This is a genomic window from Pseudomonas sp. PA-4-8C (assembly GCF_021606625.1).
Lineage (GTDB): Bacteria > Pseudomonadota > Gammaproteobacteria > Pseudomonadales > Pseudomonadaceae > Aquipseudomonas > Aquipseudomonas lactis.
This window is the reverse complement of the sequence record NZ_WKCD01000128.1, coordinates 1-14,310: the sequence shown is the minus strand read 5'-3', so window position 1 is coordinate 14,310 and position 14,310 is coordinate 1. Positions and strand designations below refer to the sequence as shown.

18 protein-coding genes are annotated in these 14,310 nt (G+C 57.1%); 11 read left to right on the top strand and 7 right to left on the bottom strand.

Annotation, left to right across the window (positions count from 1 at the left end):
- From GIW04_RS18470 to GIW04_RS18450, 5 genes are all read right to left on the bottom strand, one after another.
- Window positions 1-423, bottom strand: a 423-nt coding sequence (locus tag GIW04_RS18470; RefSeq protein WP_236479102.1) for a phage tail protein, incomplete at its 3' end; no start/stop codon positions are given.
- Window positions 420-890 (bottom strand): head completion/stabilization protein, encoded by a 471-nt coding sequence (locus GIW04_RS18465; RefSeq protein WP_120247858.1) that lies wholly within the window; start codon window positions 888-890, stop codon window positions 420-422. The genes GIW04_RS18465 and GIW04_RS18470, both read right to left, overlap by 4 nt.
- A gap of 97 nt (window positions 891-987) precedes the next feature.
- Entirely contained in the window at window positions 988-1,713 is a 726-nt protein-coding gene (gpM, locus tag GIW04_RS18460; RefSeq protein WP_120247857.1) for a phage terminase small subunit, read from the bottom strand.
- A complete protein-coding gene (locus GIW04_RS18455) occupies window positions 1,710-2,732 on the bottom strand; it encodes a phage major capsid protein, P2 family (RefSeq protein ID WP_068966353.1) in 1,023 nt (340 codons plus the stop codon). The genes gpM and GIW04_RS18455 overlap by 4 nt, the downstream gene beginning before the upstream one ends.
- A gap of 1 nt (window position 2,733) precedes the next feature.
- The gene (locus GIW04_RS18450) at window positions 2,734-3,651 is read right to left on the bottom strand and encodes a GPO family capsid scaffolding protein (RefSeq protein ID WP_108538559.1); all 918 of its coding nucleotides are present in this window, start codon (window positions 3,649-3,651) and stop codon (window positions 2,734-2,736) included.
- Between the two features lie 163 nt (window positions 3,652-3,814).
- Between GIW04_RS18450 and GIW04_RS18445 the strand changes: the two genes are divergently transcribed.
- The 3 genes from GIW04_RS18445 (at window position 3,815) to GIW04_RS18435 (ending at window position 6,979) form a co-directional block, all read left to right on the top strand.
- Window positions 3,815-5,866, top strand: coding sequence for a terminase large subunit domain-containing protein (locus tag GIW04_RS18445; RefSeq protein ID WP_120247856.1), 2,052 nt, complete (start codon window positions 3,815-3,817; stop codon window positions 5,864-5,866).
- Complete coding sequence (locus GIW04_RS18440; RefSeq protein WP_120247855.1) at window positions 5,778-6,629, top strand: phage portal protein; 852 nt, start codon at window positions 5,778-5,780, stop codon at window positions 6,627-6,629. Before GIW04_RS18445 ends, GIW04_RS18440 begins: the two co-directional genes overlap by 89 nt.
- A gap of 92 nt (window positions 6,630-6,721) precedes the next feature.
- Entirely contained in the window at window positions 6,722-6,979 is a 258-nt protein-coding gene (locus GIW04_RS18435) for an ogr/Delta-like zinc finger family protein (protein WP_120247854.1), read from the top strand.
- A 48-nt stretch (window positions 6,980-7,027) separates the two neighbouring features.
- On the opposite strand, the gene GIW04_RS18430 is transcribed toward GIW04_RS18435, so the two are convergent.
- Window positions 7,028-7,213, bottom strand: a complete 186-nt coding sequence (locus tag GIW04_RS18430; RefSeq protein ID WP_120247853.1) for a hypothetical protein — start codon at window positions 7,211-7,213, stop codon at window positions 7,028-7,030.
- Window positions 7,214-7,313: 100 nt separating this feature from the next.
- Window positions 7,314-7,625 carry a helix-turn-helix domain-containing protein gene (locus GIW04_RS18425; RefSeq protein WP_120247852.1) on the bottom strand — a complete coding sequence of 104 codons (312 nt, stop codon included), beginning with the start codon at window positions 7,623-7,625 and terminating at the stop codon, window positions 7,314-7,316.
- A gap of 138 nt (window positions 7,626-7,763) precedes the next feature.
- Between GIW04_RS18425 and GIW04_RS18420 the strand changes: the two genes are divergently transcribed.
- The 8 genes from GIW04_RS18420 to GIW04_RS18385 all read left to right on the top strand — a co-directional run bounded on the left by GIW04_RS18420 (window position 7,764) and on the right by GIW04_RS18385 (window position 13,682).
- Complete coding sequence (locus GIW04_RS18420) at window positions 7,764-7,964, top strand: DNA-binding protein (protein WP_120247851.1); 201 nt, start codon at window positions 7,764-7,766, stop codon at window positions 7,962-7,964.
- 29 nt (window positions 7,965-7,993) lie between these two features.
- The gene (locus GIW04_RS18415; protein WP_275942201.1) at window positions 7,994-8,473 is read left to right on the top strand and encodes a YmfL family putative regulatory protein; all 480 of its coding nucleotides are present in this window, start codon (window positions 7,994-7,996) and stop codon (window positions 8,471-8,473) included.
- Window positions 8,470-8,835 carry a hypothetical protein gene (locus GIW04_RS18410; protein ID WP_120247849.1) on the top strand — a complete coding sequence of 122 codons (366 nt, stop codon included), beginning with the start codon at window positions 8,470-8,472 and terminating at the stop codon, window positions 8,833-8,835. Before GIW04_RS18415 ends, GIW04_RS18410 begins: the two co-directional genes overlap by 4 nt.
- 74 nt (window positions 8,836-8,909) lie before the next feature.
- Entirely contained in the window at window positions 8,910-9,143 is a 234-nt protein-coding gene (locus GIW04_RS18405; protein WP_120247848.1) for a hypothetical protein, read from the top strand.
- An 8-nt stretch (window positions 9,144-9,151) separates the two neighbouring features.
- Window positions 9,152-11,854, top strand: a complete 2,703-nt coding sequence (locus tag GIW04_RS18400) for a toprim domain-containing protein (RefSeq protein WP_413469050.1) — start codon at window positions 9,152-9,154, stop codon at window positions 11,852-11,854.
- A 129-nt stretch (window positions 11,855-11,983) separates the two neighbouring features.
- A complete protein-coding gene (locus GIW04_RS18395) occupies window positions 11,984-12,232 on the top strand; it encodes a hypothetical protein (protein WP_120247846.1) in 249 nt (82 codons plus the stop codon).
- A 92-nt stretch (window positions 12,233-12,324) separates the two neighbouring features.
- On the top strand, window positions 12,325-12,537 hold the full coding sequence (locus tag GIW04_RS18390; protein ID WP_075117354.1) for a hypothetical protein: 213 nt from the start codon (window positions 12,325-12,327) through the stop codon (window positions 12,535-12,537).
- Complete coding sequence (locus tag GIW04_RS18385) at window positions 12,534-13,682, top strand: site-specific integrase (protein ID WP_120247845.1); 1,149 nt, start codon at window positions 12,534-12,536, stop codon at window positions 13,680-13,682. Before GIW04_RS18390 ends, GIW04_RS18385 begins: the two co-directional genes overlap by 4 nt.
- Window positions 13,683-14,310 lie beyond the last annotated feature (628 nt).

Below are 14,310 nucleotides of genomic sequence, written 5' to 3'. Positions count from 1 at the left end.
TTGCTCAGCTACCCACAGATCGAAGGGGACGAACGCCCAGGTTTTGCCGAACGCCTCAATCTCGCCGGCGGGATCTTCGGCCAGGTATTGCGGCTCGATGAATTCCAGGGACAGGTCTACGTCGAAGCTGTCCTGGTCGAGCGGTTCAACAGCAAACAGCGGCGCTGGCAGTTCGTGGCGGTCCCGGTCGGGATCGTGGTTTTCCAGCCAACTACCTACCAGGGCCATCAGTCGCGCCGGGTTGCCGGTGAAGCGCTCGAGGGAGAACACAGCCCGATAGCGCATGTCAGCCATGTGCAGGCCGTCGCGGTCGGGCTTCCAGATCAGCTCAAGGCTGACCTGCTCGGTCCAGCTGTCGAATAGCTCAGGCGCCACCAGGTTACGGGCCATCAGGTAGGCGGTTAGCGCCTGCAGCTGGATCATTGCAACGACGCCGTAATGCGGCCGCGGCCTTGTAGCGCACGCACGGCCTGCTGGCTGAAAGCCAGGAAGGTTTCGGCACGCTCCGGCGCTTCCTTGCCGGTGTTTTCAGCGCTTTCGCGACGGGTGACGGTGGCAAACTGGGGCAGTGAATTGCCCTTGGCACGGCTGTAGACAGCGCGTTTATAGAGCGTGACCTTATAGGCGTAAGCCCATTCTGCGGGGGTGGCCACACCGGCCGCTGCCTGCAGGTTCGATACCCCTGCCGTCTGCAGCTTCGCTTTCACGCGGGCCAGGTCGGTATTCACTTCGAACATGGCGCTTTTCAGTGTGTCGACCAGCAGCTCTACCAGGTACTCCGCCGGCACGCGTTGTTCTTTCTGAAACTCGGTCACGGAAAGGTCAGGCCAGAAGCCGTCATTCTCGATCGTCAGTTCCACAAAGGTGGTGGGTTTCCCGGAAAAGCTCATTGCTGGCCGCTCAAATAGGGCGGGGAGCCTGTTTTCAGTGGGACGGTCCATAAATGGGCGGCTCACTTCCACAGGTCCCCGCTGGGGGGGTAGTCGGTTACTCGGTGGCCGGGTTAGCGGCCGTTTGTTTTTCCAAGGCCCTGCGGACCTGTTTGATGCGTGTGTTGTTGCCGGCCTGGGCATAAAGCTCAGTGGAGCGCTCCAAATGCTTGAGCGCGATGTCCCACTGCTCTGCCTCCATGGCGCGCATACCAATCAACTTGTGGTACTTGCTCGGGATCTGCTCGGTCAGCGTCCACTCGCCGTCAACACGTGGCAGCAGGTCGGACAGATAGGGCTCAGGACTGCGGCTGGCGTTGTACTCGGCGTAGGCCCACTCACACACGGCGTCGGCCACAAAGGTCTGGATGTCGCGGCGCTTGAAGCGCTCCGGCATCTGCTGACCCTGCTCCATCAAGAAGTCAGCCAGTTCCAGGGCGTCTTCGAACTGGGCCGTATCGAACAACCAAACCATGACCTGCACCGCAACGCGGTTAGGGAAGTTCAGGCCCGACTCGCAGTAGCGCTGGACGTATTCCTGATACTTGGGCAGCAGCTCTTCGCGCTTGAGTGCCTGTCGTCCGGCCAGCCCGTTAATGGCGCTGATTCGCTCCAGGTCCTGGTCCAACGCCGCTTCCTGCAGTAGCAGGTGCTTGCGAGCATTGGCGGGACTGCTCAGTGCATCGGCCGGCGTATAGGCCAAGCTTGCAGCAGCGGACATCGCCGCTACTGCAGAGCTGCCCAAGGCCAGGGTGCGACGCTTGTGCGCCAGGGCCAGACTCACGCCGCCACCAATTCAACGTTTTCAGTGAACGCGATTTTTTCCAGCTGCTCGATCACGTAGCCTTCGTTGCGGCTGTTGTAGTCCTCGACGCGGGAGCGCTTCGGGTTCTCGATCGTCTGCTTACGCCAGCTGGTGTCCTGGTAGTAGATCGACAGGTTGTCCCAACTGGTGACCAGCACTGCGTTGACCGGGAAGTTCGGCACGCTGAAAGCTGGCAGGCCACCATAAGTCGCAATCACCTGGGCGTTTTCGATGCGCTCTTTTTCGGTGGGCGTGTCGCCTTGCTTGGTGTACAGCTTGGCCTTGTCAGAGGCGAGTAAGTCAGTGCCGATGATCGCGACCAGGTCGCCGTCTTCGCGCAGGATCTCGTCCACCATCTGCTTGGTGTCGTGCACCAGGGCATCAAGGTTGGCGTAGTCACCGCCAGCGCCCAACGTCACCTTGCCGGCGGTGGCGCCCTCTTTGAGCACCTGCTGCGGGGCCTGCTCGCGCAGTTGCTGCAGCCAGCCCTTGTTCACGTCCTGCAGCTTTGGATTGGCCGCCAGATCGGTCTGAGGGGCGGCACGGGTTCCGTGGAAGCCGATAACGATACGGTCCTGGGCGATGCGTTTTTGCACTGCAGCGGAATAGCGCTCTTTGAAGTCGGGAAACTTCGCCCAGGCGTCGATCTTGGCGTATGGCAGACCTACGTCAGACTGGGTATCAGCCAGTTCGTAGGTGGTATTGTCCAGCGCCGAGGCGTCCTTGGCTTCGCGGTCGGTGGTCTTGGTATTGGTGCGGCCAGTGACCGGACCATTCACACCGATAAAGACTTTTTCGCCCTTAATCTCACTCACCGGGACGACGTTGATACGTTCCAGGAAGTCGGCTTTCGCGGTGATTGCGTCGTTCAGTTCCTGGGCAATCGTCGGGTCGACGCTGAACATGCGGGCCGAACTTTGGACGCCATACGCTTCGGCGATCGCTTCCTGCAGCTCGGCATATTGCTTGGCGCCACGGGCGCTTAAAGGCTGGGCCATGTCAGAGCACCTTACGTCGTGGGGCGGCTACTGGGCCGGGGTTGCGTGGCAACTGGCGACCTGCGGAAGTGTTCTGCAGCGCAGTGAAACGCTTTTCCAAAGCCGCCATGCTCGCCAACAGGGCCTTATTCGTGGCCGCGCCCTTACGGCTGAACTCACGTTCGTCTTCTGCTGTAGTGACGATCTCGTCTACGGCCGCGCTCACGTCGTCGATGGGTGCCTGGTCGGGCTCTGGTGCGTCTGCGGCGGCGGGTTCAATCACAGCCTGAATGCCGGCAGCGACGACAAGCAGCTGCTCCAGCAGGGCTTTAAGCGCCGTTGCGGTAGCTTCATCCATTGGGGGTTTGCTCTCAGTTGGGGTGGTGGGTTCGGCGGGCTCGGCATCCGTGGAAAAGCGCTTGAACAAACCGGTGAGCAAGCCGATCAACTTGCCGACCTCGCTTTGCGGCTCAGCTTCAAAAGAGCCCAGTTCAACGGACGCGGCGTAGTACGTCGCTTTATTGGTTTGGCGGGAGAAGTACAGTTCTTGAGTGCCAAGGCTTGACGGTGTGTCGGTGACCGCAAGGCCGGTCAGGTAGGATTTGCCGCTACCGGCGAAATTCGGCCAAATCTCAATACTGGTAAACAGCTTCTGCCCCTGGTCATTCAGGTACAGCAGCCGATCGTTGGGCTTGAGCTGGGCCTCCAGAGCAACTTGCCCTTCCTCCAGATCATCGCCCTCCTCGACCAGCCGGACCGCGTAAACGGTGCCGAAAGAACCTTCTGCACGCTGGTGTTCACACCAGATCACAGCCGTATATTTCGACGGCTTGTAGGTTTCAGCGATATCGCGCAGTTCCTGGGGAAGGATCTCGCGACCATCGGCGGTAATGCCGCTGGTGGCGACACGTTTCCAGAATGAAACAAGGGAACGGGGCATGGGCGATAACTGCGCTCAATCGGTTGAATGAGCCGCCACGATAGGGAGCCGCCAAGCCCCAAACAAACGGTTCAAATGCGCGTTTCTCCTATATCAACGATATAGGTGGATCACGGAATTTAACCCCGCGTTTCCGGCGTTTTCGCCGCATAGACTGCGGCCCATGTACTACTCGACCGAAGTTAAAGAAGCCGCTAAACGCCTGTTTCTGCGCCGCTGTAAGGCCAAGGAAATCCAGGCGCAGCTCAACCTGCCCAACATCCGCATCGTCTACTACTGGATACGCCAGGGCGGGTGGGAGGACATGCTGTCGGACGAAGAACCGCTGACCGCCGTCGGCCGGCGAATCACGCTGCTCCTGGACAAAGCCAGCAGCCTGACCAAAGACGAGCTCAACGAGCTGGACCGCCTGACAACGGTGCGCGAGCGCTTGTTAAAGCAAGCGGTCAAGCCGTCGCCGGCACCGGTCGGGGAATCAGGCAGCGAACCGCAGGAACGCCGCCAGGGCGCGCGTGGCGAACGTTCGGGCCGTGGCGATAACGGAGGGAAGAAACGCGAGAAGAAAGCCAAGAACGACATCAGCGGGCTGACCGAAGTCGACTTCCTGGATAAGTTCATCAGCAAGATGTACCGCTATCAGCAGGAGCTGTTCGCGGCCAAGCAAAACCCGCTGACGTGCCGTATCCGCAACATCCTGAAAAGCCGCCAGGTGGGCCTGACCTACTACTTCGCCGGCGAAGCCTTCATGGATGCGGTGCTGACTGGCGACAACCAGGTGTTCCTGTCGGCCAGCCGCTCGCAGTCGGAGATTTTCCGGAGCTACATCATCCAGTTTGCCAAACAGTGGTTCGACATCGAGCTGACCGGCAACCCGATCACGCTCAGCAACGGCGCCGAGTTGCGCTTTCTCAGCACCAACAGCAGCACCGCCCAGGGCTACCATGGCCACGTCTACGTCGATGAATATTTCTGGATACGTGACTTCGACAAACTCAGCACCGTGGCCAGCGCCATGGGCACCCACAAGAAATGGCGCAAAACCTATTTCTCGACGCCCAGCGCGGTGTCGCACCAGGCGTACCCGTTCTGGTCCGGTGAGGAGTTCCGCAACAGCAAACGCGGCAAGAAAGCTGGCGGCACTTGGCCCACCGAGGCGTCATACACCCAGGGCGCGCTGTGCCCCGATGGTCAATGGCGCAAGACCATTACTCTGGACGACGCCATCGCCGGCGGCTGCGATCTATTCGACCTGGAACAGCTGCAGCTGGAGTACGACGAAGACAAATTCCAGCAACTGTTCTACTGCAAGTTCATCGACAGCAGCCAAAGCGCGTTCGGCCTCAAGGATCTGGAGCGCTGCTATTCCGACCTGTCGCTATGGGAAGACTACGACTCCGATCTGGATCGGCCTTTCGGCAACAGCCCGGTGTGGCTTGGCTACGATCCGAGCCGCACACGAGACGACGCCACCTGTGTGGTGGTCGCTCCCCCACTGGAATCCGGGGCGAAATTCCGCATCCTGGAAAAACACAGCTGGCGTGGGCAGTCGTTCAAGTACCAGGCCGACCAGGTCAAAAAGCTTACCGAGCGTTTCAATGTTCAGCACATCGGCATCGACACGACCGGTATCGGTTACGGCGTGTTTGACCTGGTGCGCGACTTCTACCCGCGTGCGACCGCTATCCATTACAGCCTTGAAACCAAAAACACTCTGGTACTCAAGGCCCAAGACACGATCCAGGGCAGTCGCATCGAGTGGGACGCCGGCTGGACCGACATCGCCCAGGCGTTCCTGACGATCAAGCGCGGCACCACCACCAGCGGTCAGGTCACTTACAGCGCTTCGCGCACGGACGCCACCGGTCACGCCGATATCGCCTGGTCGATCATGCACGCCCTGTTCAATGAACCCCTCAACACCAACAAGCGGCGCCGTAGCCGCTATGTCACGAGCGGAACCAATGCCCAAGCCACGACACAAAAAGCCCCAAGCCAGCCAGCAGGTACAACAGCCACAGCCCATGCGGGCGTTCACCTTCGGAGAACCGGAACAGGTGCTGTCCGGCAACATAGGCGAGTACCTGGGGGTATTTCTCAGCGACGACGGCGAAATCTACAAGCCGCCGGTGTCGCGGGCGGGCCTGGCCAAGCTACTGCGCGCCAACGCACACCACGGCGCCATTCCCAAGTTCAAGCGCAACCTGCTGTTGCGTGAATTCATCCCGTCCGAGGGCTGCAGCACGCAGACCATGGGCCGGGCGAGCCTGGATTACATGGTGTTCGGGGAGGCGTATTTCTATCGTGATACCAACGCCTTTGGCGAAGTGCTGGAGATGCAACACCTGCCCGCCATCAACATGCGGGTGAAGGTCGACGGCGGGTTCAGGATGCTGCTGCCAGACAGCAAGTACATGGACTTCCACCAGGACGAAATCGAACACGTCCTGGACTACGACGTGGAACAGAACATCTACGGCGTGCCCGACTACCTGGGCGGCCTGCAGGCCCTGTTGCTCAACGAAGCCGCCACCCTGTTCCGCCGGCGCTACTACAGCAACGGCGCGCACGCGGGTTACATCTTCTACACCAACGACCCGGACTTGACCGAGGAAGACGAAGAGAACCTGCGCGCCCAGATCAGCGCCAGTAAGGGTGTGGGCAACTTCCGCTCGATGTTCGTCAACATTCCCAACGGCAAGGAAAACGCCATCCAGATCATCCCCGTGGGGGACTTCCAGGCCAAGGACGAACTGGAGAAGGTGAAGAACATCACGCGCAATGACGTGATCGCGGCGTGGCGTATGAACCCTGCCCTGGCCGGAATCATCCCGGAAAACAGCGGCGGGTTTGGGGACATTGAGAAGATTGATCGCGTGTACACCAGCAACGAAATCCGGCCGATCTGCCAGCTATTCGACCAGGTTAACGAGACGTTGCGAAGGGATAGACGGTTTACGTGGCGAATTTTAGAAATATAGATATTTCAACTATATGAACTTAAACCAACAGCTTTAAACATATTTAAATCTGGCAAAATAATGGCGCTTTGCTACACCCTGGGGAGGGATAAATGCGAGTTACTTGTAAATGCGGACATAAGGGTCGAATTGCCTCCAGGGAGGCACTTTCAGAGGATTTCGCAAAACTCTATTGCCAATGCCTTGATGCTCAATGCGGTCATACATGGGTCGCGAATCTCACTTTCTCACACACTATAAGCCCATCAGCTCAAACGTTTGAGCGGATGCTCTATGACCGACTTCGAGAACTGCCAAGAAACCAGCAACGCGAACTATTTGACCGACTGGGATCCCAACCTGCAGTGTGAGTGACAACCGCCGGCGTCATTAGTCGACGGTTGAATTTTTGCGAGTAGCTATTGACGATCTATCTTGCCGTAACTCATGACCATAACCTCAGTCACTCGGCGAATTTTTTGTTGATCTCTCTCGCTCATCGAACGGATGAGTTCAATTAAGCGACGCTCAAGATCATTTAGATCATTCCAGCGAGGCTCTTTGGTTTTCGAGGCCATACAGTCATTTTTAACGTGATCCAACATGCGTATTTCTCCATAAATGCATTGCTGGATCGAAGGTATCGGCATCGAATAACTTTTAAAGTTAAAAGGTACAAAATGCCCAACCTAGTTACGAACGGTTTCACTTTGGCTGCCGTGCAACATCGTCGGCCATGGCTTTCAAAATCCGAAGAATCGTGCGTTGGTCGTCTTCGGGGATGCTTCGAAAGTGCGCAATCACCTTCTCCTCTAGGTCGCTCAGTCCCGCACCTACGAACCGTCGACCACAAAGCACATAAATTGTGTCCACTCCCAACGTGGCAACGCCCGCGAGATATGACGTGTCTGGATTCCGGCCACCGCGCTCGTAGGTTCCTTGGGTATTGCGGTTCACACCCCCTGCCTGCGCTAAGTCCTCCTGACTTAGGTTCAACCTAATGCGTTCTTCACGCAAACGGTCGCCAACAGAGTCATCACTCCCTGAATCAGATGCACAATTTTTCAAGCATCACCCCTGTACAAGACCAAATTAACGTGCATAATCACCACCAATGAACACAAAACAACCCGTTTCAACAGGAGTGAACACACTATGCCCGCGCCCGTTACACCGGAGCAAGCCCGCGCAGCCCTTGATAGAAAGGGCATGAGCATCGCTGAATTTTGCCGAATCCATGACCTGAACAAAAATTTGGTCAGCGACCTTTTAAACGGGCGTCGAAAAGGTCGCCGCGGGGAGGCACATCGCGCAGCCGTCCTCCTGGGGATCAAAGACGGCGTGATTGCACAGTAATGGCCAAGGCTCTAAGGGAACAGCAGAAGATGAAAAATCAGGTTCTAAAGACACGTCGCGAAGTGGTCAGTGCAATTATTTGCACCTTAGAAGGTGGCCGCGAATGCGCCGCCGCTCGGATCGGCTTACCGCTCAAGAAATTTGATAACCACGCCTATGAGAACAACAACTGCCGCCCTTTGACGGATGTGCAGATTTTCCAGTTGGAGCAAGTGACCGGTACCCAGCACCTACCCAACTACTTGGCGGCAATGTACGGCGGCATGTTCGTGCCCGTGATCCATCCAGAAAGCCTGGACAACGTGGAGATGTACACACGGGCTATGCAAAGTTCGGCCAAGCAGGGAACGGTCGATCAAGCCATTGCACAGGCCCTTGAAGACGGTGTGATCACCGATGCCGAGGCCGAGTTGATACAGAACGCTCACACCTTACATATAGCGGCACGAACCGCCGAAGTCTTTGCCGCCATCGATCTCTACCGCGCTAAGTCGGGGAAAGCCAAATGAATACTCAGACCAACACCCCGGATTACCAGGAATGCATACAAAACGCTGCACTGGCTTTCCTTGAGCGCCATCAGGCCGAACACCTGAACGACATTTCGGCACTACTCAACCGCACAATCAATCACCTGGTGAGCAGCTTCGACGTCGCGGAATCGGTTGCAATCAAACTGACTTCCCTTGCCCACATTGAGCTGGTGGAAATAGCGTTCCGCCAACGCCTTGATCTGGACTACAGCAGCGCCACTGTTGTGGTGATCAAAGACCCCATCAAAGGGGTTTGCTGGTCCGTACCAGTCAGCCTGATCTATGAACGCATCCTGAACGCTCCAGACAACGTGCGTTTGCGCTCCGCAAACTCGTAACCCCCAACCAAACCGATCGCCGGCCCCACACCCTGTGGGTTTGGGTGAAGTGCGCCCGAAATTGAGGTTTAACGATGGCAAACGCCTTAATTGTCACCACACAACTGCCTCCAGCAGAGGCCGAAGCGTTGCTGGCCAACCTGCGCGAACAGTATCGCTTGAGCCTCAATGAACATTGGTACGCCGACCAATTCCGCCTTGTTGCGGATGGTCTGCGCCACGGCGCAATTCTCGCCCATGTCCCGGTGATGGCAGCGCAAAAACGCCTCATGGCCGCGCTCTCTCACAGCCTAAAGGCAGCGAAATAATGTCCCTGATGAAAGATGATATCCGTGCCCAAGTCATCGAGCGGCTACAGTTCGATTTCGACCTGAAGATCCGTACCGGCTCCAACTACATGCGCGGCGGCACATGCCCAAAATGCAAAAAGAAAGAGCTGTACGCCCGCTATGACAACCCTTGGCAGATCCGCTGTGGCCGGCCTGAACGCTGTGGTCATATAGAACACGTAAAGGATCTGTACGACGACCTATTTGAAGACTGGAGCAAGCGCGCACCGGCGACGGACAACGATCCGACCGTAACAGCGCGTGCGTACCTTGAGTTCGCCCGCGGCTTCGATGTGGGGACGTTGACAGGCTGGTTCACCCAGGAGAATTACGTAAACCATGAAACGGGCGAATCCAGCGCCACAATCCGGTTCCCTCTACCAAATGACGGTTATTGGGAACGCCTGATTGATCGCCCGGCCCGCTTCGGGAAAATGAAGGCTCGCTTTAAGCCTAAGTACAGCGCTTATGGCCACTGGTGGTGTCCACCGTCCGTGGACCTGGCCACCGTTGAAGAACTATGGATCGTTGAGGGGATTTTTGACGCCATCGCGCTGCAGCACAACGGGATCAACGCTGTCTCCGCGATGTCGAGCGTGAGTTTCCCAGCGCACGCTTTGGAGCAGCTTGTAGAGAAACGCAAAGGTAATCTTCCTCGCCTGGTGTGGGCCTTGGACAACGAGCCAACAGCGCGCAGCTACCTGCAGCGCTGGGTCAAGATGTCCCGTCAGCTTGGATTCAGCTGCACCGCTGCCCTTATTCCACAACGCGATGGCCGCAAGGTTGATTGGAACGATCAGCATCAGCGTTGGGGGTTTGAAGAAACCGACACGCGCGATCAGCGCCGTACCCGCGACCTTGCAATCGCACGCCACGAAGGCGATCTGTTACTGGCACCGTCCCCACGAGATAAAGCCATATTGATGTACACCTGGGAGGACGCTACATCTGAGTTCCATTTTGAGTTCGGGAGCCGGATGTACTGGGCGAAGTTCGACCTATCAAAACTTGAAGACGAACAACGCGCCCTACTCAAAAGTGATGATCACGACGACCAACTGATGAATGATCGCCAGGCACGCGACAAGGTTCTGGAGTCGGTTTGCGCATTGAAGCTGATCGCCAACTGTAATTTCCAGGCGCTGTACAAACAGGTGAACGATATAACCGGCGACGCTTGGTTCTATTTCCAGGTGGATACACCCAGCGACAACGCACCCGAAAAACATACGTTTACCCCTAAACAGATTTCCTCAAGCAGCGAATTCAAGGCGCGCCTCATGAACGCCAGCGCGAGTTGGCTCGGTACCCAAAAGCACCTGGACCAAATCATCGTCCGTCAGACCGAACGCTTAAAAACAGTCGAGACAATCGACTTCCTTGGGTACAGCAAAGAGCACAAAGCCTACATCTTCAACGACATAGCGGTTCAGGGTGGGAACGTCTACAAGGCCAACGACGAGGACTACTTTGAGTTCGGCCAAGTCCGCGTCAAGTGCTTGATGAAGTCGATCAAGATCAATATGGCCAGCGCTTCGAAGGGCTATCGCGACGACTGGCTACCGAATCTTTGGTTGTGTTTCGGTGAAAAGGGCCTGGTAGCGCTGACGTATTGGTTCGGCTCCCTGTTCGCAGAGCAGATCCGTGCCGACTATGAAAGTTTTCCGTTCCTGGAGATGTCCGGCGAACCGGACTCAGGCAAAACCACGCTGATCAAATTTCTGTGGAAATTGTTCGGTCGCCTCTATGAGGGTTTCGACCCGGCCAAGGGCTCTATTTCAGGCCGTAGCCGAGCAATGGGCCAGGTGTCGAACATACCGTTGGTATTGCTTGAGGCAGACCGTAATACCGATGCGGAGAATGCCAAATCGTTCGAGTGGGACGAGTTCAAGGACTACTACGGTGGCGGTCTGCTTCGAACCCGTGGCGTTAAAAACAACAGCAACGACACCTACGAACCGCCATTTCGTGCGTCCATCGTCATCGCGCAAAACGCAGGGGTGTCGGGCCACGAAGCGATTCTGAGCCGGATCACAAAACTGTACTTCGCCAAACCCAATATCACCGAGGCAAGCCGCGCAGCAGCTGACTCGTTGGTACAGACAGAGGTGGGCGACGTCAGCCACTTCATGGTCAAGGCGATGAAGGCTGAACCACAGGTCATGGCACGTTTTGCAGAAATGTATCCGAAGTATCGGGCCGAGCTATGGGCAAGTAAAAAACTCTCTTCGGATCGGATCATCCGAAACCACAGCATGTTGCTTGCCTTGGTGGACTGTCTGCATCTGGTGCTACAGGTGCCTGAACATATGGTGCGCGAAACACGCAAATACATCACCGGGATGGCCAACGATCGCCAGGCCGCTATCACCACCGACCCACAGGAACTGAACGACTTCTGGCAGGTGTACGACTACCTGGAATCTCTCCCGGGCGCCCCCCTGGTCAACCACAGCAAAAACCCAGGCGTCATTGCCATCAACCTCAACCAGTTCGCAGAGGCCGCCCATGACCACCGCCAGCGTATCCCCGACCTCGCCACCCTGCGTCGGATGCTCAAAGACGGCCGGACACACAAGCTGATCGAGGCGAGCAAGTCTACCGAAAGCGCGATCCGGGCCAACCTGCAGGCGCGTACTCCATTGCAACCCGTGCCGCAGACAGTGCGGTGCTGGCAGTTCAAAGCTTGATCGAACTTGAGAACCTGGTGCTTCACCTGGTTCGGCAAGTGCAATCAACCGCTGCCGGCGAAGGCCGGTAAATGAAGGGCGCCGAGGAGTTACAGCTCCCCGGCACCGACCATCACTGAGGGCACTACCATGCAAGCACAGCACCAAAGCAGCAGCGAATTGAAGGCTACCACATCACCGGTCGAGGGCACGCAAGCGGCGCGGCATCTGATGGCTATCCGCATCGTCGGTACCGCGCTTTTCAATTATCAAGTACAGAAAACGGCAGACGCACGTATCCGTCTCGAATCTGTCACCTCCATGGCCCAACTGCTCGGAGACCTAACAGCACGTGAAGCGGCGCTGGTCTCCAAACTGCTGGCTAAGCCGATTCGATAGATCCCTAGTAGTTTCCATTCCAACTTCTAATAACCAAGCCCCGGCCGCAGCGCTAGACTGCCCGGGGTGCTCCAGCTCACAGAGGGTTAGCAATGAACTCCCGATCGGACAACGTCCTGGTATTCACCGACCTGCAGCGCATCACTGGCTACCAACGCCGGTCTGATGTTGAACGGTCGCTGATTGACCAGGGTGTTCGCCTGTTTCGTGGCCGCACTGGACCATGGACAACGCTGGACCTTATCAACCAAGCCGCAGGCATGAAGCCCGCCGCTGCAGAGCGATACGACGCCGACATCCTATGAGGAAAGCAAGGAAGCGGAAGCATAATCCGCACATTCCCGCTCACATTGACCAGGCCGCTCTCCCAGCGGCCGTTTACTTTGACCAGCGAAATGAAGGGGTTTGGTACACCCTTCACCGTGACGAAACGGGCACACAGCGCCGGCGCAACATTGCGCCGGCGACCGTTTCACTGGCAGAGCTGCACCAGATCATGGACGAGGCTTCCAACGTTGACCGGGGAACGCTCCGCTACGTTTGCGCACAGTTCCACGACAGCGATCGGTACAAGAAGCTCAGTTCAAAAACCCACGACGACTACTGCTATTCCCGCGATGTTCTACTGAACATTCCCACCAAGCTGGGTAAACCGCTGGGGGATCTGGCCGTTCGGAAATTCACTTCTGCCCTGGTGCAACGAATTGTTGACCGACTGGCGGATGAAGGTACGCCATCGAAAGCCGCTCACGCTCTGCGCTATCTGCGCCGTGTACTGCAGTGGGGCCGCAATCGCGGCTTCCTGGAAGTGAACCCAGCCCTGGGCATTGAAGCGCCCGTGGAGCGCAAACAGCGCCGCCTACCGAATCACCTGGTCATGGATGCTCTCATCGACCGGGCAATTGCCAGAGGTTTGCTGCAGCGCAACGAGAAAGGCGGCTGTCCCGAATACCTTGGCTACGTCATGGAGCTGGCCTACCTCTGCAGGTTGCGCGGCATTGAGGTTGTAACGCTCACCGACGAAAACGAGCTGGAAAGCGGAATACTGACCAACCGCCGCAAAGGTAGCCGGGACAACATCGTTCGTTGGACGCCTCGTCTACGCAAAGCCTGGGACAACGCTAAAGCCTATCGGGCCAAGGTATGGGCCAAGCGCAAAACGGCAATACCGATCATGCCGTCACGCAGGAACATCATTGTGGCCAGCCACGGTGGACCGCTTCGTAAAACCAGCCTGGACACTGCATGGCAGCGTTTCATCACCTTGGCTCTGCAAGATGAGATCATATCGCCCGATCAACGCTTCGCACTACACGACCTGAAACGGCGGGGCATCACCGACACCGTCGGAAACCGGGCTGACAAGCAAGAGGCCAGCGGCCATCGAGATCCGAAAATGATGGATGTCTACGACCTAAGCCTCCCCATCGTTTCCCCATCAGCCGACTGAGCAAGTCAAAGGAATCAACATGAGCTTTTTAGAGTTATGCCTCAACGGCGAAGCACGGAACTGTGACGTCGATACGTTCATTGCGCAGTGGCACTCAGGACTGGCCGGGACGGGTCTGGAACTCCATGAGCACCTGGGTTTCACATGGGAGGAATACCAGGTGTGGGTTACAACGCCATCAGCGCTGGAATCCATCCTGAATGCCCGTAGGTCCTTGACTGCAGAATCCCTCTCTTCGAATTGACAGGACGTCCGGCTTCAATCGGGTCCCGTATATCGAGCAAAACCCACGTAACAAGCGTTCTAGAGCCCCCGCCGCACGGGGGCTTTAGCGTGTCCGCACGTAACAAGGAATCCCGTAAGTCATTGATTTGTATATTTTGAGCACCTAGCTTGTAATCAGTAGGTCCCGGGTTCGACTCCTGGTGCCGGCACCATACAAGGTTCCAGAGAAAGCTTTCAAAATCTCTGGAACCCGCGAAAAACCCGCCTTCTGGCGGGTTTTTTCGTTTTGGCGTTTCGCCTGCCCCCCCTGACCTGCAGCTTGCGATTTCTTGAAACGAATCCGCGCTCCAGCCTGCCGCCCATGCCAATCCAGCTACGGTATAGTCCCGCCCCTCCTTGGCGA

Excerpts from the sequence above, each read along its gene's own strand:
- GIW04_RS18465 (WP_120247858.1), bottom strand. The coding sequence starts at position 890 with ATGAGCTTTTCCGGGAAACCCACCACCTTTGTGGAACTGACGATCGAG.
- GIW04_RS18455 (WP_068966353.1), bottom strand. The coding sequence starts at position 2,732 with ATGGCCCAGCCTTTAAGCGCCCGTGGCGCCAAGCAATATGCCGAGCTG.
- GIW04_RS18450 (WP_108538559.1), bottom strand. The coding sequence starts at position 3,651 with ATGCCCCGTTCCCTTGTTTCATTCTGGAAACGTGTCGCCACCAGCGGC.
- GIW04_RS18445 (WP_120247856.1), top strand. The coding sequence starts at position 3,815 with ATGTACTACTCGACCGAAGTTAAAGAAGCCGCTAAACGCCTGTTTCTG.
- GIW04_RS18435 (WP_120247854.1), top strand. The coding sequence starts at position 6,722 with ATGCGAGTTACTTGTAAATGCGGACATAAGGGTCGAATTGCCTCCAGG.
- GIW04_RS18430 (WP_120247853.1), bottom strand. The coding sequence starts at position 7,213 with ATGTTGGATCACGTTAAAAATGACTGTATGGCCTCGAAAACCAAAGAG.
- GIW04_RS18420 (WP_120247851.1), top strand. The coding sequence starts at position 7,764 with ATGCCCGCGCCCGTTACACCGGAGCAAGCCCGCGCAGCCCTTGATAGA.
- GIW04_RS18415 (WP_275942201.1), top strand. The coding sequence starts at position 7,994 with ATGAAAAATCAGGTTCTAAAGACACGTCGCGAAGTGGTCAGTGCAATT.
- GIW04_RS18410 (WP_120247849.1), top strand. The coding sequence starts at position 8,470 with ATGAATACTCAGACCAACACCCCGGATTACCAGGAATGCATACAAAAC.
- GIW04_RS18405 (WP_120247848.1), top strand. The coding sequence starts at position 8,910 with ATGGCAAACGCCTTAATTGTCACCACACAACTGCCTCCAGCAGAGGCC.
- GIW04_RS18400 (WP_413469050.1), top strand. The coding sequence starts at position 9,152 with ATGAAAGATGATATCCGTGCCCAAGTCATCGAGCGGCTACAGTTCGAT.
- GIW04_RS18395 (WP_120247846.1), top strand. The coding sequence starts at position 11,984 with ATGCAAGCACAGCACCAAAGCAGCAGCGAATTGAAGGCTACCACATCA.
- GIW04_RS18390 (WP_075117354.1), top strand. The coding sequence starts at position 12,325 with ATGAACTCCCGATCGGACAACGTCCTGGTATTCACCGACCTGCAGCGC.
- GIW04_RS18385 (WP_120247845.1), top strand. The coding sequence starts at position 12,534 with ATGAGGAAAGCAAGGAAGCGGAAGCATAATCCGCACATTCCCGCTCAC.